Raw genomic sequence first — 26,980 nt, 5'->3', positions numbered from 1 at the left:
AGGTCACTATGTATCCTTTAGAAGGAATCAAAGTACTCGATTTGATGACACTTTCCGGTTACTGCGGGATGGAACTGGCTGATTACGGAGCGGAAGTTATAAAAGTTGAAGCTCCGGAGACCGGGGATCCGCTGAGAATGCTGGCGCCATTAAAAAATGGCGCCAGTATTCATCATAGCTTCCGTGATCGCGGCAAGAAGAGCATTACGCTCGATCTGAATCATCCCGAGGGCAAAGAGATATTCAAAAAGCTGGCGGCCACGGCCGATGTTGTTTTGGAGAACTTTCCTGCCGGCACGATGCAGGCGCTTGGTCTGGGATATGAAGAATTATCAGCTATCAAACCATCCCTCGTATATGGACGCATTTCGGCATACGGTTCGACCGGCGAAGGGGCGAACACACCGCAGTACGATCTGATCGCGCAGGCCAAAAGCGGCGTGATGCACTTTACCGGCTTCCCGGAAAATCCGCCCGCGCGGATCGGCTTCTCAATCTCGGAGCGCTACGCGGCGAGTTTCCTATCCTCCGCGGTATGTCTGGCGGTCTATCACGCCAAGGAAACCGGCGAAGGTCAGCTGGTGGAAACGACGCTTTGCGGTTCGGCCATCGCTATTTCAGAGGATAAGGTCATCACCTACGGCGCGGAACATGAGGACCCGATGCGCACAGGCAATGCCCATCCGCTGATCAACCCCTATGATATTCTTAAATGCAAAGACGGCTACGTCGCCATGGGCATTTCGTCGGATGCACAGTGGGCCAAGTTCTGCGATGCATTTGAACGGCCGGAGTGGAAGGAAGACGAGTTGTACTGTTCCAATCTGGTGCGCGGCTACCATTATTTCGGCGATCTGCGCGTGAAGCTGGAAACGCTGTTCTCGACCTACTCCATGCAGGAAATCGCGGATATTTGCGATAAAACGCTGATTCCGGGCACGATGTGTTCGACGACCAAGGAAGCGCTCCAGCAGCCGCAATTAAAGGTAAGAAATATGATCGTTTCCGTGAAGGATAATGATCTGGGCGAACTGGAAATGCCGGGCAAGCCGGTCAAGTTCGCCGAAGAGCAAGAGGAGCCTCTGCGCGCCGCGCCGGCGATCGGAGAGCAGAACGCGCAGCTCTACTCCGCCTTGGGGATCGATGCAGCGGCGCTTGCAAAGCTGCAGCAGCAAGGCGTCGTTTGAGCGGCGTGTGTGGATAAGATAAGTGAGGAGAGTGAAAATGAAGAAAGGACCTCTTAACGGGATCAAAGTTCTTGATTTTTCTCAGGTTCTATCTGCTCCGTTCTGCGGGATGATGCTGGCGGATATGGGCGCGGAGGTAATTAAGATCGAGCGGCCCGGCGCGGGCGATATCTCGCGCGAATACGGACCGTACGTCAATGATATCAGCTTGTATTTTTGCCAATACAACCGAGGCAAGAAGGGCATTGCGATCGATATGCGCTCCGAAGAAGGCAAGCGCGTCGTCCTTGATCTGGTCGCGCAGGTGGACATCGTTATCGAGAACTTCAAGGCAGGCACGCTGGAAAAGCTCGGCATCGGTTACGATAAGATGCTCGAAGTCAATCCCGGCTTGATCTATGGCTCGATCTCCGGTTTTGGTACATATGGACCGCTGTCCCACCTTCCGTGCATGGATATTATCGCCGCGGCCCGCAGCGGTCTGGTAGGGCAGACCGGTATGGCGGGAGACGCGCCGATCAAGCCCGGTTTCTCTCTGTGCGATACTTGGGCCGGCTTGCAGCTGCTGCGCGGCCTGTCCATGGCGCTTCTGCACAAGCAGCGAACCGGCAAGGGACTGCGCGTGGACATTGCGATGCTTGACTGCGCATTTTATATGTGCGAGTCGCCGGTGCTGGAGCACTCCATCACGGGCGAGTTCACCGAGCGCACGGGCAACCATTATGTATGGTATGCGCCTTACGGTGAATTTGCGGCCAAGGACGGCAACGTCGTTGTGGCTGTGACCAAGGAGGAAGAGTGGCGGGCGTTGTGCAATACGCTGGGGCTGGACGCTCTTGTATCGGATCCGCGCTTCGCCGGCAACGAGCAGCGGGTTCAGAACAGGGAAGCATTGATCGCGGAGCTGGAAAAAGCGACAAAATCCATGGGCCGCTATGATTTGGAGAATAAACTCGGCAAGGCCGGCGTACCAGCAGCTGCGGTACAGTCGCTGCAGGAGTTTGATAACAACCCGCAAACAAAATCACTCAATGTGATAACCAAGATCGATCAGCTTGGCGTAGGCGAGTACACCGTTACCAATACGCCCATCCTATTCAGCAAGACGCCGGTCGACCCGAACGCGTCGGCGGCCGGTTCCCCGGGTGCAAACAGCAAAGAGATACTCAGCGGGCTGGGGTACAGCCAGCAGAAGATCGATAGCCTGATCGCAGAAGGAGCTGTGCACCAAGCAGGTTGAAAAATGTTATGGGTGCAACAAACGATCCACCCAATGCACAGCCTGCATGAAAATGCAAGGCGGCGCATTGGGTGGATTTTTTGGAAAGGACATAGTTGTGAGAACCGTTGAACTGATTTCGCCGGATAAGGAAAAATGCGTTAAGTGCAATGCCTGTGTCGACATTTGCCCCATGCGCGTGATCGAGGTCGACGAGGAGGGCTATCCGCGGGGGATTACCACAGCCTTTCTGACCTGTATCAACTGCGGGTACTGCGTAGACGTATGCGCCTTTGGCGCGCTCCGGCACAAAGTGCGTAAACGCTCGGCCAACGCGGCCGCTGCATTGCGCGCGGCGCAAAAGCGCCTGAATAGATCTCGCGAATACCGGAAGAAACAGGGAGAATCAAAATGAGAAAAGACTGCGTTTTCTTCTGCCCCTTGCGCGTTCGCTTTGGCGAGGTTGACCGCCAAGGCATTGTGTATAACGGCAATTATGTGGCATATACCGACTTGGCTTTTGAAGAATTTCTCCGCTCAAGAGGATATTCCTATAAAGAGCTTGCGGAAAAGTACGACTCCGAGGTGTGCCATAAAAAGTCTACCTACGAATTTGTTTCCAGTGCATATGAAGGGGATATGCTCGAGGTCGGCATTCGCAAGATCAAGATCGGCCGCAAGAGCTTTACCATTGAGTTTGAAATATACCGGCAGGGAGAGGACGATCTGATCCTGTGGTGCGAATCTGTATATGTAGGCTATGATATAGAAAAACGCGCCAGCCGTCCGATCACTGACTTGATGAGGAAAATATTAACGGTATGACCTAACAATAAACAGAACGGAGGCGAGGAAAGAATGGGAAAAAACACAAAGCAAGGCAAAAATTCAGATGTTGAAGTCGGTTTGATCGTCGTAAGCGTGGCGGTGCTCATTGTATTCATCATCTTCATGATCTTGAACCCGGAATCGACGCTGAACGCGATCAGTTCCTTCTTTAATTTGATGATTTCCGGATTGGGATCGATTTTTGAGGTAGTGGCGTTTGTGACCTTTATCGTTGGACTCTATCTCTGTTTCGGTAAGTATGGCAAGGTCCGGCTCGGAAACTGTAAGCCGGAATACTCTAATTTCAGCTATTTTTCAATGATGCTGTTGGCGTCGCTCGCGTCGGCCGCACTATATTGGTCCTTTACCGAGTGGGCGAGTTATTATCAAACGCCCGGTCTCGGCATGGTGCCCGGCAGCGTGGAGGTCATCGAGTCGTCTCTTGGTTATCAGTTCTTCCACTGGGGCGTTGTCAACCAATCCATGTACACCATCATGGGTGTGGCAATCGCCTACGGCGTGTATGTCAGAAAGTTGAAGTCCTTCCAAACGAGCGCGGTCTGCTGCGCAATGCTGGGCGAAAAGGTAAAGGGAAAGAACGCTATTGGCAAGGTCATTGATTTTCTGGTTATTTTCGGCATTTTAGGCGCGCTGAGCTCTTCTTTGGGGTTGGCGGTGCCGCTGGCAACCGGCGGTCTCAAGCAGCTGTTCGGCTGGGAGGCAACTCCGGTGGTGCAGATCGGTGTCATTGCGTTCATCGCGGTCGTTTACTCGATCACGGCCTATCTTGGCACACAGAAGGGTATGAAAGTCATCAGCAATGCCGCTTCGATCCTTTGTGTACTGTTCCTCCTGTTCGTGTTGTTTATGGGGCCGACCACTTTTATTCTCAAGAACATCGTCAACTCGCTGGGCCATATGATCGTAAAGCTTCCCAGAATGGCGCTGTTCACCGATCCGGTCTCCAATACCGGTTTCCCCGAAGCGTGGACGATCTACTTCGTGGCGTTCTATCTCAACTATGTGGCGATGATGGGTATTTTCATTGCCAAGGTATCCAAGGGAAGAACGATTCGGGAAGTAGCCATCTACACGATGTTTATCATGACGGGCGGCGGTATCGCGATTTTCGGCATCAACGGCAGCTTTTCCATCTTTACGCATCTGCAGGGTACGGTCGATGTAATCGGTCTGGTTACCAGCGGCGTGGGCGATGCGGCGATCTACCGGATTTTAGAGGTACTGCCGCTAGGAAAAACACTGCTTCCATTTATTATACTATTGCTGATCGTTGGCTTCGTGGCGCCGTCCATGGACTCGGCCTCGTTGGCGCTGGCTGAGACTGTGACAAAACGGGGAACGCCTAAAATGGCCTTGCGTCTGTTCTTCTGCGTTTTGCTCGCGGTGATCCCAATGGCGATCATTTTGGTTGGCGCAAGCTTTACTGCGATCAAGCAAATCGCGATCATTCTTTCAGCGCCGTTTTTAGTTATTCTGGTGGGCACGCAAATCGGACTGATGCGATGGCTCAAGCATGACGACCGAATCGGCCTGCACGCTAAGATTATTGCGCAGCAGGAAGAGGAGGAACGGCAGGAAGCGTTGGCGGAAGATGAGAAACAGGCTGATGAAGCAAAGCCGCAAGAAAAGGTAGAAGAGAAGGTGGCAGTCAAGGTTTGATTGCCATACGGAAAGCGCCGGGGCCGTTTTAGGCAGCCGCGGCATCCAAGGAGCCTCGTGAAAGCGAGTCTCCTTGGCTTTTTTCGGATATTCCCACGCGGCGCGGTTCTTTCGGAGAAGAATCTAAAAAAGGCTTCAGCAGACTTGTGCGGTCCAAGGCTTTGCGCTGTTTTACTGGAATTACCAATTAATTTGTAGTATAATATAATTCGGTGGTATTTGCTTCCTTTCAAATCCTTAGATATCACCCATAATTGGATAAAAAGTTAGGAGAGACAAATATGGCAAGAGATTTATATTATGGTGAGGACGCCAGAAACAAGCTTTGGAACGGCGTGGATAAGCTCGCAAGCGCGGTGAAGGTCACGCTGGGGCCAAAGGGCAGGAATGTTTTGGTGGACAGGCCGTCCGGCACGCCGCTCATTGCAAACGATGGGGCGACTGTCACCAATGGCATCGAATTGGAGGACATCACTGAAAACCTAGGCGCGCAGATGCTCAAGGAGGTTGCCGATAAAACCAATAGCGAAGTCGGAGACGGCACGACGACGACGATCCTGCTGACGCAGGCCATCATTCGTGAGGGCCTGAAAAATATCGCTGCGGGCGCGAACCCCATGGCGGTCAGAAGAGGCATCCACGGCGCGGTCGACGTGGTGGTCAAAGCGCTGGACGAGCAGGCGTATCGCGTGGAAAAGACGGAAGACATCGCACGGGCTGCGACCGTGTCCGGTTCTGACGAAGCGGTTGGCCGTATGATCGCTCAAATCATGGAGCAGATCGGTCAAGACGGCGTTATCACGGTCGAAGAGGGAAAAACGCTGGACACCACGTTTGAGATCGTAACCGGTACGCAGTTTGACAAGGGCTATCTTTCCTCTTATATGGTAAGCGATAAGGAACGGATGGAAGCGGTGCTGGATCACCCTTATATCTTGTTTACAGATAAGAAGATCAGCGACTTGCAGGATGTCATTCCGCTGCTCGATCAGGTCGCGCAACTCAAACGGACGCTTTTGATCGTGGCCGATGACGTCGAGGGCAAGGCGCTCACGGCGTTGATCGTAAATAAGATGCAGGGTGCGATCGACGTTGTTGCGGTCCGCGCGCCCGGCTTTGGCGACAGAAAGAAGGCGCTGGTGGACGATCTGGCGCTTTTGACCGGCGCAACGGTGGTCCGGGAGGAAACGGGCGACGTGCTGAGCGAGGCGACCGTCGATATCCTCGGTCAGGCTGAAAAGGTTACGATCATGAAGGATCGGACGCTCATCATCAATGGCGCCGGCGATCAGGAGAAGATCGCGGATCGAATGGCGATGCTGCGCAGGCAGCTCGCGGAAGCAAAGACCGAATTTGATATTGATAAGGCGCGGGAACGGCTGGGTAAGCTCGCCGGCGGCGTGGGCGTCATCAAAGTCGGCGCTGCGTCCGAGGTAGAACTGAAAGAGAAGAAGCTGCGGATCGAGGATGCTTTGAATGCGACGCGCGCCGCTTTGGCGGAAGGCGTAGTCGCCGGAGGCGGCCTTGCTCTCTGCAATACGGTTGCCGCCGTGGAAGCGTATGCACAGGAGTTGATGGGCGATGAGAAAACTGGCGCGCGCATCATTTGCCGGGCGATCGAGGAGCCGGCCAGACAGATCGCGGAAAACGCGGGTTGCAGCGGCGATGTGGTCATAGCCGAGTCGATGCGGCGCGGCGAGGGCATCGGTTTTGACGCCGAAACCAATACTTATGTACCGATGATCGAAGCAGGCATCGTGGATCCTGTGAAGGTGACCAAGCAGGCGCTGAAAAACGCTGCCTCAATGGCCTCCACGTTTTTGACCACGGAAGTGGACGTGATTGATCCTAAGGACGAAGCATGGCTGCGAAAGCATGGCGGTAATCCGCTGATGTGACCCTGTGAGAAAGCTTTTCACTGTTCCATACAAGGCTTTCACCAGTATGCATACGGCTACAAATTTGCGCAAAAGCCGCCGGTTTGACGCAGCGACATTTCCAATATGAGGGAGGATTCATATGGGAAGATACAAACGCATCGGTTATTTTATGGCGGCCTTTGGCGGTATGTGCTGGGCCTTTTCAGGCGCTTGCGGTCAATATCTGTTTATGAACCGCGGCCTCAATGCCGATTGGCTGGTTTCGGTGCGGCTGACGGTCGCCGGTATCCTGCTGGCGCTGTATTCGCTTGCGCGCTGGCGCGGCAAAGCGACGGCGATGTTCCGCTCCGCGCGGGAAGTGGGCGCGCTGGTGGTGTTTGGGCTATTTGGCATGGCGCTGTGCCAGTATGCGTTTTTTCGCTCTATTGAGCTCTCTAACGCGGCCACGGCGACGACGTTGCAGTATACCGGTCCGGCGATCGTATTGGTCTGGCTGGCGCTGCGCGAAAAACGTATGCCGAGCAAGCAGGAATTGCTGGCTGTTTTGTGTGCGATCGTGGGCGTATATTTGTTGGCGACGCATGGCGATCCAACGCAGCTCGCGCTGAGCGGCAAAGCGTTTGTCTGGTGCATGATCGGCGCGTGTGCGTTTGCAGTATACAGCGTGCAGCCGCGCGCATTGATCGAACGGTATGACACGGTGCCGGTCACCGGCTTCGGTATGCTGATCGGCGGTATCGCGCTGGGAGCGATCTTTCAGCCTTGGCATATCGTTGGCCAATGGGATGCGGTTACGGTTTGTGGTTTGATTGTTATCGTTCTGTTCGGAACGATCTGCGCCTTCTGCTGCTATCTGGAAGGCGTGCGCCGCATCGGCGCGGCGAAGGGTAGCATTATTGCGGCGGTTGAGCCGGTCACTTCGGCGATTTTAAGCGTGTTTTGGCTGGGCGTACCGCTGCAAGTCATGGATTATGCCGGCATTGCGTTTATCGTCGCGGCAATGATATTGCTGGCGGGCAAGGACAAAAAGCCGATTCCTGAGCCGGAAGCGGCGGAGCAACCTGCGCCAGCTGTGTCCGACGGAGCCATAGAATAAAATGCAGCATATTAGCGGTGCTGCACTTGTATAACGAAAGAAAAAGCCAAGGCGTTTCGATTGGGCGAAACGCCTTGGCTTTTTTAACGCCGCACTTATATAAAAAAGAGAGCGCTGTTAAGCGCTCTCTTTGTATGTCGGAGATAACTTTTCAATAACATCGGCGATAGAAAGGCCGCTTTTTGTTAAGAACTCCATTAAGCGTTTGGCATCGGCCTGCTGCTGCAAATCCACGATTTCTTTGCGGCGGGCTTCTAGTGTCGATATCTGTGCTTTGTGTCTATTGATCTTTGCGTCGATCTCGGCTAGTTCGGCCGTATAATTGACTTCTCTTTTTACACCACGGGGCATAATACCACTTCCTTGTCAAAGATGAAAATAGTATAGCACCAATGAACTGGGAATAAACACGAATACTGGCACAAGAAAACGCAATGCACGAATACGGCGTGGACTGCATTACCATTATTTGCATAGTGAGTTGCCTGCAAAATGGATATAGAATAAATAATAGGTGAAGAAAGCTCGCTGAATGATTTATGAAGAATGTATTTTAAAATAGCTTGCGGATTCCATAGTAATCGATGTGATATTTATCGACCTTTCGATACAGTGTGCGGCGGCTGAGACCTAATCGCTCGGCCGTTTCTTTGATATTACCGCAGCAAATTTTTAGTGTGGTTTCGATCAACTCTTTTTCGGCCGCCTCAACGGGGCGGATCGAAGAGCCGGAGGATGCTATTTGAATGCGAAAAGCCTTGTCGTCACGCTGCGAAGAAGCGGAATTGTGAAATATTGTACCTTTCAAAATGTTAATGGGCAAGTGTTTGGGCGAGATTTCGTGCTCTTGGGTGAGTAAACACGCGCGCTCAATCGTGTTTTCAAGTTCGCGGATGTTGCCGGGCCAAGGATACTGTAGAAATAACTGCCGTACGGAAGGAGAAATGCCAAGTAACGATTGCCTGTGCGGCTGCTGGTATTTTTGAATGAAATAATCGGCCAATAGGAGCGCATCCTGTTCACGCTCTCTAAGTGGAGGGATGTGAAAGGTCAGTACATTTAAGCGGTAGTATAGATCACGCCGAAACGTTTTTTCCGCGATGGCTTGCTCCAGATCGACGTTGGTGGCGGCGATGATTCGGATGTTCAGTGGGATTGGCTTGGTTCCGCCGATCCGCGTGACTTCTCTCGTTTGCAGTATGCGAAGCAGATCGATCTGCACCTCATATGGCATATCGCCGATTTCGTCAAGAAAAATAGTGCCGTTGTTCGCAAGCTCAAACTTGCCGGCGTTACCGGACCGTTTGGCGCCTGTAAAAGCGCCGGATTCATAACCGAACAACTCGCTTTCGATTAAGGTGCGGGGAATCGCTCCGCAGTTAACCGCAATGAACGGGCCATTGCAAAAGCTGCTGCTGTTGTGAATGGATTGTGCAAATAGCTCCTTGCCGGTGCCGCTTTCGCCAACTAACAGAACGTTCGAGCCGTTTTGCGCAGCGATTTGTGCGTTCTCTTTGACCGATACAATCGCGGTGGATTCGCCAATGATATCGTCGAAGGTAAAGTAGGCATTGGAACCAATGTACTTGTTGACAAGATTATGCACACGCTCAGACTCTCTAAATACGATCAGGAAAGAATGATAGGCATCCTGATCGATCCTATGCAGGGTGACAAAGAAATTTTCTGTTTTAAATCGTGTGTGAAACGATAGCTCTACATCATAGACAGCGGATTCAACATTTGAAAAATCCAGCTTTTTAATAAAAGAAAAGACCGACTGATTGATAATCTCATGCTTGCCAAATCCCAAAAGCTTTTGGGCGGTACGGTTCGCATCGATGATCGTATAATTGCTGTCAATCAGAAAAACGCCCTGATCAAAGGTGTCCAAGATCGTTTGCAACTGGTTTTTGGTGGTAGCGAGCTGCGTGTTGGTTTGCTGCAAAGCAAATTGCTCTTCAATGGCTCTGCTGGCGGCGGTGATCATACCAAGCGTATGCCGATGTACTTTGTTGGGTGGACCGGACATGGATAAAGCGCCGATCGGCGTCCCGTTGGCTAAGATGATGGGAGCGCCTGTACCGCTCACCGGATGAGGCTCCAAACGGAAATGCTGGTTGGGCGTCAACTGAATGGGCTTGCGCAGAGCGAGCGACGTTCCTATACCGTTGGTGCCAAATATATTTTCGCTGCGGCAGGAACCTTCAACCAAGGGGTTGTCTTTATGCTTATAGTCCCGCAGAATAGACGGATCGCCAATGAGCTTTAAGATGTAGCCGTCGCTATCCGATAGCATAATTGAAAAATCAGTATCCTTGACGACCTGATAAAGCAATTCCATGAATGGTACGGCAATCGATAAGAGCTGCGCGTTTTGATCGCAGCGCATTTTAAATTCACCTTTGGATAAAACCTTTTTCATGGGAGCCGCGGGATCAAGATGATGTGCTAGACAGCGCCTCCATGAGTCATAGATTTCCTCCGGAAAAATGTTGAGATCGCAAAAGCCTTGTTCAAAAAATAGCTGCCGCGCCCGCTGCTCTCTTTGCAATGACAAATCATTACTCATAGAATCACCCCGATTCAATGCTACATTTTATTTGGTCTTTCTATTGTATAGAAAGATTGCATAAAAAGCAAGCGCGTTGGTTTGATATATTATAACATGTGACAAAATGGACGCACGCACATGTCGCATGTGTCAATTATGACACAAAAGTTTGCGCTGTTCGGAGATGGGAAGTAGCAAAAATAGCCCTGATAACGCGATAAAAAATATTTTTTGATTTTTGCAGAGTTGGCACGGTAATTGCTTCTAACTAAGTATCCAAATATGCAACGAAAGAGGGGATTCACCAATGGTGCCGTTTTTAAAGGGATTGAAGGTATTGGATCTTTCGCGTTATATTTCAGGACCGTTTGCAGGCATGCTGCTCGGCGACTTAGGCGCAGATGTGATCAAAGTAGAAAAAGCCGGCGTGGGAGATGATACAAGAAGCTTTGAACCTAAAATCCATGGGGAAAGTATCTACACTTTTGCGGTAAACAGAAGCAAGCGCAGTTTGGAATTGAATTTCCGCACGAAGGAGGGTCAAGCGCTACTGCGAGACCTCGCAAAAGAAGCGGATGTGTTAATCGAAAATTTTCGACCGGGAACGATGGAAAAGATGGGATGCGGCTGGGAAACACTACACGAAATCAATCCGCGTCTGATCATGGTCTCTATTTCTGGGTTCGGCTCGAAAGGTCCCTACCGTGATAAACCGGGATTTGACGCAGCGATTCAGGCAATGAGCGGACTGATGTCGGTAACCGGCGACCCCGACGGCCCGCCGATGGTGCACGGCACTTTTACGGTAGATCATGTGACCGCAATTTATGCCGCATATGCGATCCTCGCGGCCTATATCGGCCGACAACAAAACGGGCAGGGGCAGTTGATAGAGCTTTCGTTGTTGGAATGCGCCGCCACACTGCTGCTCAGCAGCATACCGGATCAGGCGGCAAACGGAAAAATCGCTTCCCGTGTGGGGAATCAAGATCGCTACTTATCGCCGGGCAACTGCTATCGAACGATGGATGGAGCGCACATATTATTGATCGCCGGCAGCCAACCGCATTTTAAAGCACTGTGTGAAGCAATGGACCAAACCGACCTTTTGAAAGATGAACGCTTTGCGAAGCAGCAAGCTCGCTTCCAGCATCGCGACGAGATCGACAGGATCGTGGGCGCATGGATCGCTGAAAAACGCGCAGAGGAAGTGCAGCTTATATTGGAACAACACGGGTTGGTATGTTCACGGGTGGAAAACACGGCTGATCTGATCAAAAATCCGCAGCTCCGCTATCGGAAAAAATTGATTCAAATAGAGCATCCGATCATGGGTAATGTGACCATGATGGATATGCCTTACCATTTTTCAGCGTTGGATATTCCGCCACAGCGGGCTTGTCCGGTGTTGGGACAGCATAATGAGGAGGTGTTGAAGGATTGGCTGCGGCTGGATGACGTAAAACTGGAAGAATTAAAGAATAGACATGCAATTACGCAATAGGAGTTTCATATGTCAAAAAGAAAATCAAAACTATGCAGTATGCGGCAGGCTGTTTCGCTCATTCGGGATGGCGATCGTATCGCGCTCGGCGGCTTTGCGATCTATCAGAAGCCCATGGCGTTGGTGCATGAGCTGATCCGGTTGCAGAAAAGGGAACTAACCGTAGTTGGCTCGGTGAACTCGATCGATGTGGATATGCTGGCGGGGGCCGGTTGTCTCAAAGGTGTGGAAACCTCGTATGTCGGTCTTGAAAAGTTTGGTCTTGCCGCAAATTATCGCCGTGCGGTACAAGCCGGTGAGATACGCGTGGTGCATTATCCGGAGCTCATCAGCTGGGACCGTTTTCGGGCAAACGCGGAGGGCCTGAGTTTTTGGCCGGTCTCCTATTTAGGCGGTTCGGATATTGTCAATCTGAATCAGGAAATTCAAACCTTTCTAGATCCAATAACCGGAAAGACACTGTATGCCGTTCCGGCGGCAAACCCGGATGTTGCGGCGATACATGTCCCGGCGGCGGATATCTATGGAAATGTCAGAATACAGCCGAGACATTTGCTGCCGCAAAGCATGGACGTGGCGATAGCAAGAGCGACGCGGAATCTGATCGTGACAGCCGAAAAGATCATTACAACAGAAGAGATACAAAAAACTCCGCATTTGAATGTGATACCTGCGTTCCGCGTTCGGGCGGTCGTGCATGCGCCGAACGGTTCTCATCCGACGCCGGTGCTCGGTGTACGCAAGATGGATGATGCGTTTTTTGAAAAATACGTAGAAGCCTCGGCGGATCCACAAGCCTTTCATACGTTTCTGCAAACGCTGATTTTGCAAACGAGGGATCAGGCGGCGTATTTAAAGCAAATAGGGTACGAACAGATCAGTGCATTGACGGAAGAAAAGGAGGGGAAAGATGGAGTACAACATAGCGGAATTGTTGGCGGTGAATTTAGCCCATACAATTAAGGACAACGAAGTGGGATTTACCGGTCTGGCAACAGGAAAGTTAGCAGCAATGTACAATACCAACATACCGCTCTTGGGAATGGAGTTGGCAAAGCGGACCCATGCCCCGAATCTAACGATCTTGCTATGCGGCTGGCTGCACAACCCCGTGCTGAGCAAGCTTACCGCAATGCCGTCCTGTGAATTCAGCAATGATCTGCTCAATCTGGAATGCGAGGCGCAGATGCAGGATTATCCGGGCACATGGGCTTACAAAGCGGGCGACATTGATTTTGCATTTGGAACAGGCGTTCAAGTGGATCGTGAAGGCAATATCAACTGTACGTACATTGGTGAGCCCAAGGCGGTGAAAGTACAATTAGTTGGTCCGATTTTCCTGCCCGAGCATTTCGCGGTATTCGGTCGCGAATATATCATGATGCCACATCATGATAAAAGAAACTTCGTAAACAAGGTGGATCATATTTCAGGCGTTGGTTATCCCGGCGGCATACAGGGACGCCGCCGACTCGGCTTGCCGGGAAACGGCCCCAAATATATCTTTACCCCCAAATGTATTTTTGCGTTTGATGAGTATGGAAAGATCTATGTTAAATCCGTTCATAAGGGAGTTTCCAAACAAGAGCTCATTGAAAGCACCGGCTTTGACATAGGCGATCTGGGTGAGGTGCCGATGACAACGGAACCCACGCAAGAAGAGCTGAGACTTTTGAGAAAGGAGATTGATCCAAAAGGAATTTTACAGGGAGGAACATGATGGGAAAGCGTTTGAAGGAGGGTGAGAACAGTGCATGAGGATTACATGGTCGAAATGCGAGGAATAAAAAAGCAATTTCCCGGTGTTTTGGCCTTGGATCAAGTGGATTTGTTTGTGAAACGGAAGCAGATTCATGCTATTGTCGGCGAAAACGGCGCGGGAAAGTCCACCTTGATGAAGGTGCTGAGCGGGATATATCCGAAAGATGAGGGCGAAGTGCTGTATGATGGCAGAAAGGTCGAATTCCGCAATGCGATGGATGCGAGAAATGCCGGGATCGGTTTGGTTCATCAAGAGCCGCAAATCATTCCGACCATTTCGATAGCAGAAAATATTTGCTTGGGAGAACTGCCGAAAAAGGGTTTCTTTGTCGATCAAAAGGGATTGTTGGCGGAAAGTAAAAAGGTTTGCGAGCATTTGGGTATCCAGAAGCCCGTAACTATACCGGCTGGGCGCTTAAGTATGGGAGAACAGCAACTGCTGCAATTTGCGCGGGCGTTGTATTATCGATCACGACTGATTATTATGGACGAGCCTACCTCCTCTCTGACCGAGCATGAGAAAGAGCATATTTTTGGAATCGTACGGAAGTTGCGTGCGGAGGGCGTTACCTTTGTATATATCACACATCGAATGGAAGAACTGTTTGAGCTATGCGATGAAGCGACGATATTAAAAGATGGAAAACTGGTAGACACGGTCAAAATCAGCGAGGTGGACAAAAAGAGTCTGGTCAATTTAATGGTAGGGCGCGAAGTTGGATTGAATTTCCCGAAAAAGGCGGATACCGTCGGCGACGAGATCCTTCGTGTGGAAAATCTCGGTGTGAAGGATGTGTTCCGGAATATCAGCTTTTCTGCGTATGCGGGTGAGGTGTTGGGGTTCGGCGGTCTGATCGGAGCGGGGCGCACGGAGATCATGGATGCAATTTTCGGTATGCGTCCGGCAGATGCCGGAACGGTCGTGGTAAAGGGGCGTACAGTCAAAATCAACTCACCCAATGATGCGATTGCGGCCAAGATCGCCTATGTAACGGAGGACCGCCACAGCGGTATGGTCATGCATGCCTCGATTCGCGAAAACATGACATTGGCTTCGCTCAAGATGTTTGTAAAACACCTGTTCATCAATGAGACAAAGCGTGGAGAGGCTGCAAAAAAATACAAGGCCAGACTGTCGATCCGTGCGCCGGACCTTATGACCCCGGTGGACAGTTTAAGCGGAGGCAACCAACAAAAAGTAGTGTTTGCAAAATGGCTGATGAGAGACGCTGATCTATATATTTTCGACGAGCCGACGCGCGGCGTGGATGTCGGCGCAAAGGAAGAAATATATAAGCTGATCAGAGAGCTGACAAATGCGGGGAAAGCGGCGATCGTCATATCCTCGGAGCTGCCCGAATTGATCGGTATGAGCGATCGGATATTGGTAATCCATAACGGAGAAATCGCAGGAGAACTTGCTGGTCAGGATGCCACGGAAAGCTTGATTATTCAATATGCGACGGGAGTGGTGAAAAATGGATAGAAATACTGCGGCACAGCCGTACAGCTTTTCAAAAGTAAAAAATTTTTTTAGTTTTAAAGCAAACGATAAATTAGGCATATTGATTGCGCTTTTGGTATTAATCATTGTTTCATCTGTTTTTTCGCCGTCGTTTTTAAAAGTAAACAATTTACTGAATATTCTGCGGCAAAATGCCATGCTGGGCATTGTACTGATCGGCATGACCATAGTGATCATTGGCGGCGGCATTGATCTGTCTGTAGGCTCCACGGTGGCGATCTGCGGTCTCGTAACCGGCTATTGTATGCATTTGCCGCCGGTGCTCACGCTGGTAGCGGTGCTGGCTACTGGCATAGCGGCGGGAATGCTTAACGGCTATCTGGTGGCGTATCAGAACATGGAGCCTTTTATTGTGACGCTAAGCACACAAATCGCCTTGCGCGGGCTGTGTCTGTTTCTGACCGGCGGGACCTATATTTCCAATGTGAAAACCTATTCCTGGCTAAACAGCAAGATTGGAGTGGTATCCGTGTCGGCCATCATTCTGGTGGCAATGTTTATTATTTTCGACGCTATTGCGGTTAAAACGATATTTGGACGCAACGTATTTGCGAGCGGCGGCGGAGAGATCGCGGCGCGTTTATCCGGTATTCGGACAAAAAAGGTACGAATGATGACCTATGTCATTAGCGGCGGCATGTGTGCCATTGCGGCGCTCATCAATGTCGCACGGCTGTCCACTGCGGAGCCGTTGGCGGCAGAGGCATTGGAGGTTGATGCGATCGCGGCGGCTCTGGTGGGAGGGAACAGCCTGCTCGGCGGCAGAGGATCGATTTCCGGCGCATTTCTGGGACTGTTGGTGTTCGCGGTTTTGGCGAACTTCTTTAACCTGATCGGTTTGGGCTCTTCGGAACAACAGATTCTAAAGGGGATCATCATTGTGATCGCGGTGCTGATCAGTCAGCGGCAGAAAAGATAATCAAAACTTTGCGAAGGGAGCTAAATCATAATGACTGCTCGTTTGGAAAGCCGCACCATTAAATTGAAAAGTATATACGACGCGGTCGCGCCCATTCGGTCGGGAAGCGAGGTCGCCATTGGCGGTTCTTATAATCGCCGCCATCCAATGGCCTTGGTGCACGAATTGATCCGTCAGCAGAAAACGGATTTGGTGCTGAAAGGTTGGAATAACGGAATCGATTATGATCTTTTGATCGCGGCGGGGCTGGTGCGTGAAGCGCATTCATCGTACGTGGGAATGGCAAATTTGGGACTGGCAAAAAATTTTCGCAGGGCCTGTCAAGAGCGTCGCATACGGTATGTGGATCATACGGAAACAACAGCGCAGGAGAGATTCTTGGCAGCGAGCAAAGGCCTGACTTTTGCGGTTTCAAAAGTTCCCCTACATACGGCGCTGATGGAGCAGGCTGATTACCAAAAAACCATTTCCTGTCCTTTCACAGGGGAACGATATGTTGCCTTACAGGCATGGACGCCCGACTATGCCTTAATCCATGCAAGTCGGGCGGATGAATACGGAAACATTCAGTTCGATGCGGTGCGCATGATGGAAAATGAACCCGATATTTTTATTGCGAAAAGCGCAAAAAAGCTGATCGTTTCGGTAGAAGAGATCGTTGATACGGAGGTGATTATGAAAAGCAAATTCCAAACCTTATTGCCGGGTTTTTTAGTGGAAAGCGTTTGTCTGGCGCCGTTAGGCGCACACCCGAACTCGTGCGATGCGCGCTATGATTTTGACTTGAAACATGGCGAATACTATCAGGCATGCTGTGCAACGGATGAAGGCAGCCGGCAGTATATTGAAGAGTTCGTCATGACCCCCGGAGACTGGCAAGAGTATTTGGCCAAAGTAGCGATACAAAGGGAGGGGAAGTGAAATGAAACCATGTGACTATACGTTGGAAGAGCTTCTGGCGGTTGAAATGTCACGCCACATTAGGCCGGATGATCTATGCGGTTTTATCGGAACAGGGACGGGCGGCAAGGCTTATATTCGTGCGGTGGGCATTCCGGCGGTGGCGGCGCGGTTAGCGCAACTAAGACAAGCCCCTGATTTTATCATGTGTCTGGGCTCGGTGGTAGATATGGAACTGGATGGGGACTGCATACCGGAAACGAACTTTGAACCGGACGTATTGGCGTGGCCCGGCCGCGCGCAGCTACCGTCCCACGATGTGCTCAACTTTTTTATGCGGGGACACGTCAGTATCGGTTTTATTTCTGCGCCGCAGGTCGATCAATTCGGCCATACTAATCTTGTGCAGATCGGCAGGGGAGAGCGCATCAAAGCACGTTTTCCGGGCTGTCTGGCGCAAAGCGAGATCATGTCTATGGCCAAGCGGACGTTTGGCATTTTTCAGCACGACCGCCGTACCTTTGTGGACCATGTGGACTTTGCATCTTCGGCAGGCCAAAATGACCGGGAAGGCTTGCCGGGCGCGGGACTGGTGCTCGTATTGACACAGTACGGCGTCATGGAATTTGGGATAGATGGCAAAATGAAAGTGCGAAGTATCCATCCCGGCTGTACCAAACAAATGATAGTCGAAAACACAGGGTTTGCCATTTCCATACCGCGAGACGTTTCGGTAACGGAACCGCCGACAAAAGAGGATCTGGCGCTGATCCGCACGAAGATCGACCCCAAACGAAAATTCCTAAATGCAGGCATAACAGGAGAACCGGCAACTTTGGCAGATTGATCTCCGAAAGTTGCGTCTGATGAGAATAATCATACGAAAAGGAGCGAAAAAGAATGAAAAAGCGATTTGCACTGATTATGGCAGGGTTTACGCTGGTCTCTGGTCTGGCAGGCTGCACGGGCGGCGAAACAAATGCGGATGGAAACGAGGAAGTTCGCAGCGACGGCGCCGAAAAGCTGGTGATTGGTTTTTCGCAGGATAAGAACGATATCGATTGGACGCAAAGTATGAAAGAGGACATTCAGGCGACTTGCGAAGAAAATGACGTGGAACTGACGATCACGGATGCGAACGGCAGCGGGGAAAAAGCAGCTTCCGATATTGAAGATTTAATCACCCTTGGCGTGGACGCGATCATTGTACAGACATATCACGCGGATACGATTGCAAACGCGGTGCAGGATGCGGTCGACGCGGGCATTCCGGTGATCGCACTGTCATCCGAGATCCCGGGGGCAAACGTAACGTCTCTGATTACTGTGGACGCGACGGAAACCGGGCGGATGATGGGAGAATATGTACAGAATAAATTCCCGGACGGCGCCTATATCGTGCAGCTCACAGGCAAGGAAGGGTCGCTGGTCAATGTGAACCGCGGCGTGGGGTTCCATGAGATTATTGACGCCAATACGAAATTTACGGTTTTGTCCGAACTTTCCTGCAACTATGAACGCAGCAAAGCTATGACCGCTATGGAAGATCAACTGCAAGCGCACGGGGATAAGATTCAGGTCGTGTACTGCCATAACGATGACATGGCGCTGGGCGCGATTCAGGCGATCGAATCGATGGGGTATACGGCGGATATCGATCATGGCATTTGTGTGGTATCCGCTGCGGACGGTATGATTCCCGAGGTTTTGGATAATGTTGAAAACGGGAAAATGGTTTCCGGTTATTTTCCCACCTTTGGCAAGGAAGGCGTCGAAACCGCACTGAAAGCCATTCGGGGTGAAGCGGTGGAGGCTAAAATATTGGTTCCCTCCGAGGTGATCACCACGGAAAACGTCGATCACTACAGACGTTAAACGGAGCGAAGGTGGTAAGACAATGAATTTATGCAGCAATGAGCGCGATGGAGAAAAGCGCGATATGAATGGCCGCCGGGTTTATTGGTTGCAAACACCGCAAAAAACAGGCGGCATGTACAGCTCTGTTTGTACGGTCGTTTATGAACCGGGCGCCAGAGCCAAGCCGGCCCATGCGCATGATCATGGAGAGGAAACCGTTTTTGTTCTTTCGGGTACGGGAAAAGTAAAAGTAGGTGGTGAAACTTTTGGGCTGGAGCCGGGAGCTTGCGTTTTGTTTCCGCAGGGCGTTCCGCATATGGTCTGGAACACGGGGGAAATCCCGCTACACCTCGTGTGTTTTTATGGACCGAAGCCGGATGCTGTTCAGTACACCTTTTATGAGGATTTTGATTTTCCGGAATTTTCTCAAGAGAAGAGGTAGCGGCTCATTCGCGTCCGATTGGCAGAAAGTCCAAAGGAAGGAATCGGGTGAAAGACGAATATGAAAGATTTTAAAATTGTCACCGGTATGAAGGAGTTTGCAAGCTTTCAGCAGTTTGCCAATGAAGAACATTTGGGCATCGATGATTTAATACTGACCAATGCGTATATTTATGAACCGGCAATCGCACGGCTGGATTTGTCCTGTCAGACTTTGTTCCAAGAGGAGTTTGGTGCGGGCGAGCCTACCGATGTGATGGTGGACGGGATTTTGCAGTCGCTTCGCGGCCGGAAGTACCGCCGGATCATTGCGGTAGGCGGCGGCACGGTGATCGATATTGCGAAGGTTCTGGCGGTCGCCCAACGCGACGATACGGTAGATGCTATGTACGGGCGTATGGACGAGCTGCAAAAGGAGCATCCGCTGATCCTTGTCCCCACAACCTGTGGTACGGGCAGCGAGGCGACGAATATTGCAATCCTCAATCGAACGAGGAAGGGGATAAAGGTCGGGCTGGTATCGCCGGCGATGTTTGCGGAAAAAGCTGCGCTTATACCGGAGTTGCTTGCTAGTCTGCCATATCCGGTGTTTGCAACCAGTTCGATCGACGCTATGATACACGCGGTGGAAAGTTACTTAAGCCCGAACGCCTGTGCGCTGAGCGAGGTGTTTTCCGAGCGTGCGCTGCAGCTGATACTGCGCGGGTGGAAAATTACGGTGAATTGCGGGGGGCCGGAAGGATGGAAGGGGCAGGCGTTGGAATTTTTACGTGCGTCTAACTATGCCGGTATTGCATTTGGCTACGCGGGCTGCGGGGCTGTACATGCGTTGAGCTATCCGCTGGGCGGTGTGCATCATATCCCGCACGGGCAGGCCAACCAGCTGATGTTCGCGGATGTGATGCGCAAATATCAGGAGAAAAAACCGGTGGGCAAGCTGAACCGGCTGCAGGAATTGCTCTCGGCTGCGCTGTGCAGTACGCCTGAACGCGCGCTGGACGAGCTGTATGGACTGATGGACAAGGTGATGAAAAAAACGCCTTTGCGCATGCACGGCGTGACAGAGGAGGAGCTTCCGGTGTTCGCGCGGAATGTGCTGAATACGCAGCAGCGTCTACTTGAGAACAACTATGTGGAGCTTTTGGAAGACGATATTTTGGATATCTATCGGCGGGCGTTTTGAGCAGGGAGGGAGGGCGCAATGGATTGGAGGACCTATTATAAAGAGCATACGCTAACGCCTGAGCAAGCCGTATCGGTGATTCATAATGGCGACCGTGTGGTGTTCGGCCATGCGGTGGGTGAGCCGATCGTCTTTCAGCGTACGATGGCGCGCATGGCCGATCGGTTCAGCGGCGTTGAGGTCGCGCATATGGTCTATCTCGGTTCGGGTGAGTATTTGCAGCCCGGCATGGAGGGGCACTTTCGGCACAATGCGTTATTCGTCGGCGGGCCGGCGCGCAAGGCAATCGCGGAGAACCGGGCGGATTATACGCCGGTTTTCTTCTCCGATGTACCGCGAATGTTTCGTGATGGAACACTTCCCGTGGATGTTTTCGCATTCACCTGTTCGCCGCCGGATGAGCGCGGATATGTGTCGCTCGGTCTTTCATGCGATTACGGCGCGCAGGCGGTCAAATCGGCCAAAACGGTGATTGCTGAAGTCAATTCCAATATGCCGCGTACTTATGGAGAGAGCTTTGTGCATGTGTCCGAAATTGACGGCTTTTTTTGTTCATGGGAACCGCTGCCGGAGAGCAAACCGGCTGTAATCGGAGAAATCGACCGCAAGATCGGTGAACATATTGCGGGCCTTGTGCAGGATGGAGATTGTCTGCAGCTGGGGATCGGTGCGCTGCCGGATGCGGTGTGCACGTTTCTGGGTAGCAAAAAGGATCTTGGTTTGCATACCGAAATGATTTCAGACGGTGTGTTGCCACTACTGGAAAGCGGTGTGATCAATGGCAAACGTAAGCAACGCGATATCGGTAAAGTCTCGGTCACCTTCTTGATGGGAACGCGGCGTTTGTACGATTATGTCAACGATAACCCGATGATTCGTATGCTTCCGGTGGACGTGTGCAACAATCCCGCAGTGATTTCGCAAAACGACAATGTTGTTTCCATCAATTCCTGCGTGCAGGTCGATCTGCAAGGGCAGGTTTGCGCGGAAGCGATCGGCCTGCGGCAGATCTCTGGCATTGGTGGCCAGATGGATTTTGTGCGCGGCGCCAATCTTTCAAGCGGTGGACGGTCGATCATTGCCCTGCATGCGGCAACAAACGACGAGTCCGCGTCCAAAATCGTGTCCACCTTGACAGACGGCGCGCCTGTGACAACAAGCCGTTGCGATGTGGGCTATATCGTGACCGAATACGGTGTCGCGTGCTTGCGTGGCCAGACGCTGCGCGAGCGAGCGAAACGCCTAATCGCCATAGCGCATCCGAAGTTCCGCAAGGAGCTGGCCGAGGAATATCAGGCGCGTTTTGGAACCTGTCCGTCATTTTGAAAAAGTATGTGCGATACAGGGTATAGCAAGCCTTCCGTAGCTTGATTGTATCGGTGACGCGATACGAAGGACGACATTTGCATGGTTGCAAGACCGTGCAAATGTCGTCCTTTCGCCGTGTCAAAGAACCCTTCGCGCCGCAGCGCGTATAAAATAGGATTTTGCCGATTACGGCAAAATTCATAAAAACCGGGAGCATGTATCTCGGTTTTTATACAAACCGACTTCAAGTGTGCCTAAAAGGCGCGCGCAGAAGCCGGAATTCTCGATCGAAATGGTGCTTTGTTTCGATCGACAGACTGTCAAAAATTGTTTTTTGACAGTCTGAGAACCCCCTCGCGCCGCAGCGCGAGGGGGTTCTTTTTTGTAACGCCAGTGAGGAGGCGGCGGGCAGGGGCACTTAAGCGATAGGCGAACCGTTTGGATAAACAATCACGCGGCATGCTTCCTTCCGGCGCATCAGATCAATGCCTTGCAGGATGTCGTCCAGCGCGAGCCGGTGTGTAATAAAGCGGTCGAGCGCAAGATCCTTGCGATTTAAAATTTCAAGCGCGGAGGGAAAGTCTTTGCCCAGCACGCCGCAAACGGAAAGTTCGTTTAAGGTAAAGAGAGAAGGCGGCAGTGTGGTGGAAGCGTTGGCGTCAAAACCAAACAGGATAAGTCGGCCCTGCGGGTTCATCAGCGGCAGCGCCTCGGAAAGGATCGGGCCGCGGCCGACCGCGTCGATGACTAGGTCCGCGCCGTATGGCCAGTGCGCCCGCATCACGTCCTCCACTCGTTCCTTTTGCGTATCCACGACGATGTCCGCCCCGCAATTTCGCGCCTCCTGCACCCGCCGTTCCCCTTTGGCGGTGACGATAAGGTTCTGAATGCCGAACAACTTCAGGACGCGGACGAAGGTCAGCCCGATCGGCCCGGCGCCGTACAGCAGCACATGGTCGACCGGCGTGGGGCGCGCCCGATGGATGGCGTTCATTACGCAGGCGAGCGGCTCGGCTTGCGCCGCGATTTCTGGGGGAATGGACGGATCCACGCGGTAAAGCTGCTTCGCTTCGACCAAAGCGTACTGCGCGAAACCGCCGTCCCCAGTCTGGCCGTAGTGGTAGGAATTGGAGCAGAGATCGCCCTTTCCGTGGGTGCATTCATAGCAGGCGCCGCAGCGCACGCGGGGATTGACCGCGACCCGGTCGTTCAAGGCGAAGCCTTGAACGGCTTGGCCCATTTTAACGATGGTACCGCAAAACTCGTGCCCGTAGACGATGCCGGGCTTCATGTACTGTCCCGGCGGTACGGCAAGTCCGTGCAGATCGCTGCCGCAAATGCTGGCCGCCTCGATTTTGAGCAGCAGCTGGGTATCTCGCTGGAGCTGGGGGATGGGGACGGACTTGACCGTTAATACGCCGTTTCCTTCAAAAATCGCGGCACGCATCAGATTGCTCATGGGATGAATCGGTCCTTTCGTAAAAAAATTATGGGTCGGCGATACGCCGTACGGAGGAGCGCTCGACGATTTCGGGTTCAAAGATATAGGTCGCGTCAAAATTCGGATCATCAATTCGCCGCAGCAGATGTTCCGCCGCGACCCATCCCAACTCGTTGAGCGGATAGGAGATGCAGGACAACTCGAGCGGGTGCATGGACAAGAGCGAATTATCATAGCTCATCACCGAAAGGTCGTCCGGGATCTTGACGCCGCGCTGCAGCAGCGCCGGCACGACCTTGGCGGCAATGTCGTCGTTGTAAAAAAAGACCGCGGTACACTGCTGAATCTTTTGGCAAAGGGACTCCATCAAGCCCTCCGGAACATTGGTATAGAGCGGTTCGGTGACCCAAAATACGTGATCCTCGGAAAACGCAAGCCCATGATCCGTTAAAGCGCCGACATAGCCTTGATACCGCAATACGCCTTGCAGATCATCGATCTTCCCCACGTGGAAGATTTTTTTGTGTCCGTGCCGGATGAGATATTCCGTGGCTTTATAGCCGCCCTTGCGGTCGTCTAACGATACATAGGGGATCTCGGGGAAATCGGGATAGTATCCGTCGATCAGGATGACGGGGAGCTTTTGGCTCAATTCGGCGATCAGCTTGCTGCAACGGGGGATCACTGCCTTGGTGATCTCGATGATCGCGCCGGCATAATTGGTGGATAGGATTTCGCGGATGGTGTTTTCCTCATAGTCGATCCGGTTGTTGGTAACGAATACATTGCTGATATAACCGTGTTTGGTCAAAACGCCATTGATGCTGGCCGATTTGTAGGGAAAAATGTAATTGTCCGCGTCCGTGATCAGCACGGCGATATTTTTGGAATTGGTGGGCGGAAAAACGCTTTTGAAAACAAAAGTGCCGGAACCCTTGACGGTATAGATCAATTTTTTTTTCAAAAGGCAAGAAAATGCGTTGCGGATCGTCTGCCTGCTGACGTGGAACTGGCTCATCAGTTCCTTTTCGGTAGGGAGCTGTGTGCCGGGCTGTAAGGTATGGGACAGTATCTGCTGCTCGATTTGGTCGGCGATTGATAAATATTTTGGCATAATAACCTTCGCTCCATCATCCTACATGCTCTAAAACATGAAGATATCCTATGTATGTTGCTGTATCGATCCTGTATATCATACATTTTAGCACGGTTATTCTGCAAAAACAACCCGATCGTCCGCTGAAAAAGGGTTGGATGGTACGCGGTTAAGGGAAAGATCGTTCTTACTGCGTATATACATGTTTGCAAATCCTGTTGTTAATATGTATTTGATATGTACTAAAATTAGAATAAGACATATTGATGACAAACGCAATGGATATTGTGCTGAAATGGGCAGCGGAAAAATGTATAGAATGCATAAATTAACGATTGATTCAAAGAAATAACAAGCGATGTGGCTAAATATAGCCTATAAAATTTGGAAGAATAATGCATTGAAACAGATGGAAGGAAGGATGTACTATATAAGCATACAAAATACATGATTCTAAAAAGAATATGTATTTAAAATGCATTGTTGAAAGGAGCATGAAAAATGGCAAAGAGAAGAAGAGGTATCGCGTTGCTGATGGCCGCTGGGTTGACGGTGGGTCTCGTCGGATGCGGAACGCCGCAAAGCGATGTCGGAGGTTCAGCAACAGCCGCGGGCTCGGACAATGAAAAGGGAACCATCGTTTTCAGCACCAAAACGATCACAAACAACGAATTTCAGCGGGTTATGGTAGAAGAATGCCAGAAGGAAGTGGAGGCGGCGGGCTTTAAGTTCGAGCTGACGCTGGCGGGCGATGAGTTGACGGTATCAAAGCAGGTGGAAAACATTGAAAACGCCATCAACCGCGGGGCGAAAGGTATCGTCATAGCGCCTATGGACGGCAACGCGATCATACCGGCGCTCAAGAAGGCGAAAGAAGCGAATATCCCGGTGATTATCGCCGACGCCGCCGTGGCGGAAGGCAACGAGGATCTATATGTGACCTATATCGGCTCTGACAACTATAAAATTGGCTATGAAGCGGGCAAGCGGATGATCGAAAAGGTCAAGGAGGGCAAGGTTTGTACGGTTCGCGGCGCGTCCGGCGCCATGGGCGGCGAGCTGCGTGCGCAGGGCTTCCAAGAAGCGATTGAGGAGCAGGACAAGGTCAAGCTCGTCAACCAGCAGGCCGGCAACTGGCTCAGCGACGTCGCGATGCAGGTCACGGAGAACATGCTGTCGTCCGATCCCGATATGAAGGGCATTTTCCTATGCTCGGACGCCATGCTTTCCGGTGTGATTAGCGGCGTGCAGAACAAGGGACTGAATCCGGCGGATATTGCGATCATATCGGTGGACGGCAACAAATCGGCGTTGGATTCCATCAAAGCGGGCAACTGCTACGGCTGTGTCGCCCAGTATCCCGGCGTGATCGGGCAGAAAAGCGGAGAGATCATGGCCGATATTGTAAGCGGCGAAACCAAAGCGGAGGATTACGACAAATACATCGACTCGGGCTACTTTTTCATCAATCCGGATAATACCGAAGAAGCGGAAGACGTGGTATTCTAATGCGATATTTCAAATGAAGTTGCCGCCGAATGCTTAGGCGCGGTCGGGCGGCGTTCGGTTCGGGTGAATAATCTTTGGTTATTCACCCGAACTTGTACCCACGGAAAAAGGAGGAGTATCGGAAGTGAAGCGTAAGAGCGTTCAAAAGAAGCATATTTTTTATTTGGCCTTACTGATCCTGCTTTGCGTCTGCGGAAGCTTTATCCCGGGCTTTTTTACGTTCAATAATATCATGAACGTTACCAGACAGGCTTCCACCATCGCGATCTGCGCGTTGGCCATGACGCTGGTACTGATTATTAAGGGCATCGATCTGGGCACCGGCGGCGTGATGGCCTTTTGCGCCATGGTCAGCGGGTTCTTGATGCTGGGAGGTATCAATATCTATCTTTCCATGCTAACGGGCGCGCTTGTCGGCATGCTCATTGGCGTGTTGAACGGTATTTTGGTATCTAAGATCAATATCCCGCCCTTCATCGCCACCTACGTCACCGGACAGATCATGCTCGGCCTTGCGCTGGTGGTAGGCAAGGGCACCTCGATCAGCGGTCTGCCGGATTCCTACGCCGCCATTGGAAACAACCTGATTCTCCGAATCCCGATCAACACATGGATCATGGTGATTCTGTTTGTGATCACGTCGGTAATCCTGCGTTACACCCGCATGGGCAAGCATATTTACGCGCTGGGCGGCAGCGAGAACACGGTCAAGACCGAAGGAATTTCTCCCTCTCGCGTGAAGATTTTCGCGTTTGCCGTTTGCGGCCTGTTTTCCGCGATCGCGGGCATTCTGCTGAGCGCGCAGATGGCGACCGTGCACCCGACGCAGGGCGCGGCTTACCAGTTGGACGCCGTCGCGGCTTCACTGATCGGCGGCGTAAGCATGCTGGGCGGCGAAGGTAAGGCTTGGATGAGCGTGGTGGGCGCGCTGATCATCGGCTTTTTGCGCAATGCTTTGGATATGCTGGCCTTCGATCCGTTTTATCAGAATTTAGTCATCGGCGCGGCGATCATCGTCGTGGTCGGCGTAAGCGTATTGAACAAGAACAAAGAGCTCAAATCGGCGAAGGTCTTTTAACGGACGGAGAGGTG

Annotated in this window: 24 protein-coding genes; 20 read left to right on the top strand and 4 right to left on the bottom strand. The window is 51.7% G+C overall.

The genetic code is table 11. The annotated features are described in order from the left end of the window. Positions 1 to 8: 8 nt before the first annotated feature. The 7 genes from RWV98_RS12035 (at position 9) to RWV98_RS12005 (ending at position 7,890) form a co-directional block, all read left to right on the top strand. A complete protein-coding gene (locus tag RWV98_RS12035) occupies positions 9 to 1,187 on the top strand; it encodes a CaiB/BaiF CoA transferase family protein (protein WP_317861000.1) in 1,179 nt (392 codons plus the stop codon). 37 nt (positions 1,188 to 1,224) lie between these two features. Next, positions 1,225 to 2,427 carry a CaiB/BaiF CoA transferase family protein gene (locus RWV98_RS12030; RefSeq protein ID WP_317860998.1) on the top strand — a complete coding sequence of 401 codons (1,203 nt, stop codon included), beginning with the start codon at positions 1,225 to 1,227 and terminating at the stop codon, positions 2,425 to 2,427. 97 nt (positions 2,428 to 2,524) lie between these two features. Then, entirely contained in the window at positions 2,525 to 2,821 is a 297-nt protein-coding gene (locus tag RWV98_RS12025) for a 4Fe-4S dicluster domain-containing protein (RefSeq protein WP_280960817.1), read from the top strand. Then, on the top strand, positions 2,818 to 3,231 hold the full coding sequence (locus RWV98_RS12020; RefSeq protein ID WP_280960816.1) for an acyl-CoA thioesterase: 414 nt from the start codon (positions 2,818 to 2,820) through the stop codon (positions 3,229 to 3,231). Before RWV98_RS12025 ends, RWV98_RS12020 begins: the two co-directional genes overlap by 4 nt. Positions 3,232 to 3,264: 33 nt before the next feature. Beyond that, a complete protein-coding gene (locus RWV98_RS12015) occupies positions 3,265 to 4,914 on the top strand; it encodes a BCCT family transporter (RefSeq protein ID WP_280960815.1) in 1,650 nt (549 codons plus the stop codon). 281 nt (positions 4,915 to 5,195) lie between these two features. Continuing rightward, positions 5,196 to 6,812: a chaperonin GroEL gene (gene groL, locus RWV98_RS12010; protein WP_317860995.1), complete on the top strand. Its 1,617-nt coding sequence runs from the start codon at positions 5,196 to 5,198 to the stop codon at positions 6,810 to 6,812. Between the two features lie 121 nt (positions 6,813 to 6,933). Beyond that, positions 6,934 to 7,890 (top strand): DMT family transporter, encoded by a 957-nt coding sequence (locus tag RWV98_RS12005; protein WP_317860993.1) that lies wholly within the window; start codon positions 6,934 to 6,936, stop codon positions 7,888 to 7,890. A 117-nt stretch (positions 7,891 to 8,007) separates the two neighbouring features. Here the strand turns inward: RWV98_RS12005 and RWV98_RS12000 are convergent, their stop codons facing one another. Next, positions 8,008 to 8,241, bottom strand: coding sequence for a hypothetical protein (locus tag RWV98_RS12000; RefSeq protein WP_280960811.1), 234 nt, complete (start codon positions 8,239 to 8,241; stop codon positions 8,008 to 8,010). A gap of 202 nt (positions 8,242 to 8,443) precedes the next feature. Further along, entirely contained in the window at positions 8,444 to 10,462 is a 2,019-nt protein-coding gene (locus tag RWV98_RS11995) for a sigma-54-dependent Fis family transcriptional regulator (protein ID WP_317860990.1), read from the bottom strand. A gap of 289 nt (positions 10,463 to 10,751) precedes the next feature. Between RWV98_RS11995 and RWV98_RS11990 the strand changes: the two genes are divergently transcribed. The 11 genes from RWV98_RS11990 to RWV98_RS11940 are packed head-to-tail and all read left to right on the top strand — an operon-like array spanning position 10,752 to position 21,860. Beyond that, complete coding sequence (locus RWV98_RS11990) at positions 10,752 to 11,948, top strand: CaiB/BaiF CoA transferase family protein (RefSeq protein WP_317860988.1); 1,197 nt, start codon at positions 10,752 to 10,754, stop codon at positions 11,946 to 11,948. Positions 11,949 to 11,957: 9 nt separating this feature from the next. Next, on the top strand, positions 11,958 to 12,911 hold the full coding sequence (locus tag RWV98_RS11985; protein ID WP_317860986.1) for a CoA transferase subunit A: 954 nt from the start codon (positions 11,958 to 11,960) through the stop codon (positions 12,909 to 12,911). After that, positions 12,859 to 13,668: a hypothetical protein gene (locus RWV98_RS11980; protein WP_280960807.1), complete on the top strand. Its 810-nt coding sequence runs from the start codon at positions 12,859 to 12,861 to the stop codon at positions 13,666 to 13,668. Before RWV98_RS11985 ends, RWV98_RS11980 begins: the two co-directional genes overlap by 53 nt. Before the next feature lie 30 nt (positions 13,669 to 13,698). Further along, on the top strand, positions 13,699 to 15,195 hold the full coding sequence (locus RWV98_RS11975) for a sugar ABC transporter ATP-binding protein (protein ID WP_280960806.1): 1,497 nt from the start codon (positions 13,699 to 13,701) through the stop codon (positions 15,193 to 15,195). Further along, positions 15,188 to 16,153: an ABC transporter permease gene (locus tag RWV98_RS11970; protein WP_317860984.1), complete on the top strand. Its 966-nt coding sequence runs from the start codon at positions 15,188 to 15,190 to the stop codon at positions 16,151 to 16,153. Before RWV98_RS11975 ends, RWV98_RS11970 begins: the two co-directional genes overlap by 8 nt. A 30-nt stretch (positions 16,154 to 16,183) precedes the next feature. Further along, positions 16,184 to 17,074 carry a CoA transferase subunit A gene (locus tag RWV98_RS11965; protein WP_317860982.1) on the top strand — a complete coding sequence of 297 codons (891 nt, stop codon included), beginning with the start codon at positions 16,184 to 16,186 and terminating at the stop codon, positions 17,072 to 17,074. A 1-nt stretch (position 17,075) separates the two neighbouring features. Further along, on the top strand, positions 17,076 to 17,900 hold the full coding sequence (locus RWV98_RS11960) for a CoA-transferase (RefSeq protein ID WP_317860980.1): 825 nt from the start codon (positions 17,076 to 17,078) through the stop codon (positions 17,898 to 17,900). Between the two features lie 53 nt (positions 17,901 to 17,953). Continuing rightward, complete coding sequence (locus RWV98_RS11955; RefSeq protein ID WP_317860978.1) at positions 17,954 to 18,928, top strand: substrate-binding domain-containing protein; 975 nt, start codon at positions 17,954 to 17,956, stop codon at positions 18,926 to 18,928. 22 nt (positions 18,929 to 18,950) lie between these two features. Then, positions 18,951 to 19,352, top strand: coding sequence for a cupin domain-containing protein (locus tag RWV98_RS11950; RefSeq protein ID WP_280960801.1), 402 nt, complete (start codon positions 18,951 to 18,953; stop codon positions 19,350 to 19,352). Between the two features lie 60 nt (positions 19,353 to 19,412). Continuing rightward, positions 19,413 to 20,534 carry an iron-containing alcohol dehydrogenase gene (locus RWV98_RS11945; protein WP_317860976.1) on the top strand — a complete coding sequence of 374 codons (1,122 nt, stop codon included), beginning with the start codon at positions 19,413 to 19,415 and terminating at the stop codon, positions 20,532 to 20,534. Between the two features lie 18 nt (positions 20,535 to 20,552). Continuing rightward, positions 20,553 to 21,860: an acetyl-CoA hydrolase/transferase family protein gene (locus RWV98_RS11940; RefSeq protein WP_317860974.1), complete on the top strand. Its 1,308-nt coding sequence runs from the start codon at positions 20,553 to 20,555 to the stop codon at positions 21,858 to 21,860. A gap of 400 nt (positions 21,861 to 22,260) precedes the next feature. Here RWV98_RS11940 and RWV98_RS11935 read toward each other — a convergent pair whose 3' ends face one another. Next, complete coding sequence (locus RWV98_RS11935) at positions 22,261 to 23,301, bottom strand: zinc-dependent alcohol dehydrogenase (protein ID WP_317860972.1); 1,041 nt, start codon at positions 23,299 to 23,301, stop codon at positions 22,261 to 22,263. A 28-nt stretch (positions 23,302 to 23,329) separates the two neighbouring features. After that, the gene (locus RWV98_RS11930; protein WP_317860970.1) at positions 23,330 to 24,397 is read right to left on the bottom strand and encodes a GntR family transcriptional regulator; all 1,068 of its coding nucleotides are present in this window, start codon (positions 24,395 to 24,397) and stop codon (positions 23,330 to 23,332) included. Positions 24,398 to 24,880: 483 nt separating this feature from the next. Between RWV98_RS11930 and RWV98_RS11925 the strand changes: the two genes are divergently transcribed. Then, positions 24,881 to 25,888 carry a sugar ABC transporter substrate-binding protein gene (locus RWV98_RS11925; RefSeq protein ID WP_280960796.1) on the top strand — a complete coding sequence of 336 codons (1,008 nt, stop codon included), beginning with the start codon at positions 24,881 to 24,883 and terminating at the stop codon, positions 25,886 to 25,888. Between the two features lie 124 nt (positions 25,889 to 26,012). Beyond that, the gene (locus RWV98_RS11920; RefSeq protein ID WP_280960795.1) at positions 26,013 to 26,966 is read left to right on the top strand and encodes an ABC transporter permease; all 954 of its coding nucleotides are present in this window, start codon (positions 26,013 to 26,015) and stop codon (positions 26,964 to 26,966) included. Positions 26,967 to 26,980 lie beyond the last annotated feature (14 nt).

It is taken from the genome of Agathobaculum sp. NTUH-O15-33, from assembly GCF_033193315.1.
Lineage (GTDB): Bacteria > Bacillota > Clostridia > Oscillospirales > Butyricicoccaceae > Agathobaculum > Agathobaculum faecihominis_A.
This window is presented reverse-complemented; position numbering and strand designations above follow the sequence as displayed.

Bases quoted from the DNA above. Each gene is read 5' to 3' on its own strand.
- RWV98_RS12035 (WP_317861000.1), top strand. From the start codon at position 9: ATGTATCCTTTAGAAGGAATCAAAGTACTCGATTTGATGACACTTTCC.
- RWV98_RS12030 (WP_317860998.1), top strand. From the start codon at position 1,225: ATGAAGAAAGGACCTCTTAACGGGATCAAAGTTCTTGATTTTTCTCAG.
- RWV98_RS12020 (WP_280960816.1), top strand. From the start codon at position 2,818: ATGAGAAAAGACTGCGTTTTCTTCTGCCCCTTGCGCGTTCGCTTTGGC.
- RWV98_RS12015 (WP_280960815.1), top strand. From the start codon at position 3,265: ATGGGAAAAAACACAAAGCAAGGCAAAAATTCAGATGTTGAAGTCGGT.
- groL (WP_317860995.1), top strand. From the start codon at position 5,196: ATGGCAAGAGATTTATATTATGGTGAGGACGCCAGAAACAAGCTTTGG.
- RWV98_RS12005 (WP_317860993.1), top strand. From the start codon at position 6,934: ATGGGAAGATACAAACGCATCGGTTATTTTATGGCGGCCTTTGGCGGT.
- RWV98_RS12000 (WP_280960811.1), bottom strand. From the start codon at position 8,241: ATGCCCCGTGGTGTAAAAAGAGAAGTCAATTATACGGCCGAACTAGCC.
- RWV98_RS11995 (WP_317860990.1), bottom strand. From the start codon at position 10,462: ATGAGTAATGATTTGTCATTGCAAAGAGAGCAGCGGGCGCGGCAGCTA.
- RWV98_RS11990 (WP_317860988.1), top strand. From the start codon at position 10,752: ATGGTGCCGTTTTTAAAGGGATTGAAGGTATTGGATCTTTCGCGTTAT.
- RWV98_RS11985 (WP_317860986.1), top strand. From the start codon at position 11,958: ATGTCAAAAAGAAAATCAAAACTATGCAGTATGCGGCAGGCTGTTTCG.
- RWV98_RS11980 (WP_280960807.1), top strand. From the start codon at position 12,859: ATGGAGTACAACATAGCGGAATTGTTGGCGGTGAATTTAGCCCATACA.
- RWV98_RS11970 (WP_317860984.1), top strand. From the start codon at position 15,188: ATGGATAGAAATACTGCGGCACAGCCGTACAGCTTTTCAAAAGTAAAA.
- RWV98_RS11965 (WP_317860982.1), top strand. From the start codon at position 16,184: ATGACTGCTCGTTTGGAAAGCCGCACCATTAAATTGAAAAGTATATAC.
- RWV98_RS11960 (WP_317860980.1), top strand. From the start codon at position 17,076: ATGAAACCATGTGACTATACGTTGGAAGAGCTTCTGGCGGTTGAAATG.
- RWV98_RS11955 (WP_317860978.1), top strand. From the start codon at position 17,954: ATGAAAAAGCGATTTGCACTGATTATGGCAGGGTTTACGCTGGTCTCT.
- RWV98_RS11950 (WP_280960801.1), top strand. From the start codon at position 18,951: ATGAATTTATGCAGCAATGAGCGCGATGGAGAAAAGCGCGATATGAAT.
- RWV98_RS11945 (WP_317860976.1), top strand. From the start codon at position 19,413: ATGAAAGATTTTAAAATTGTCACCGGTATGAAGGAGTTTGCAAGCTTT.
- RWV98_RS11940 (WP_317860974.1), top strand. From the start codon at position 20,553: ATGGATTGGAGGACCTATTATAAAGAGCATACGCTAACGCCTGAGCAA.
- RWV98_RS11935 (WP_317860972.1), bottom strand. From the start codon at position 23,301: ATGAGCAATCTGATGCGTGCCGCGATTTTTGAAGGAAACGGCGTATTA.
- RWV98_RS11930 (WP_317860970.1), bottom strand. From the start codon at position 24,397: ATGCCAAAATATTTATCAATCGCCGACCAAATCGAGCAGCAGATACTG.
- RWV98_RS11925 (WP_280960796.1), top strand. From the start codon at position 24,881: ATGGCAAAGAGAAGAAGAGGTATCGCGTTGCTGATGGCCGCTGGGTTG.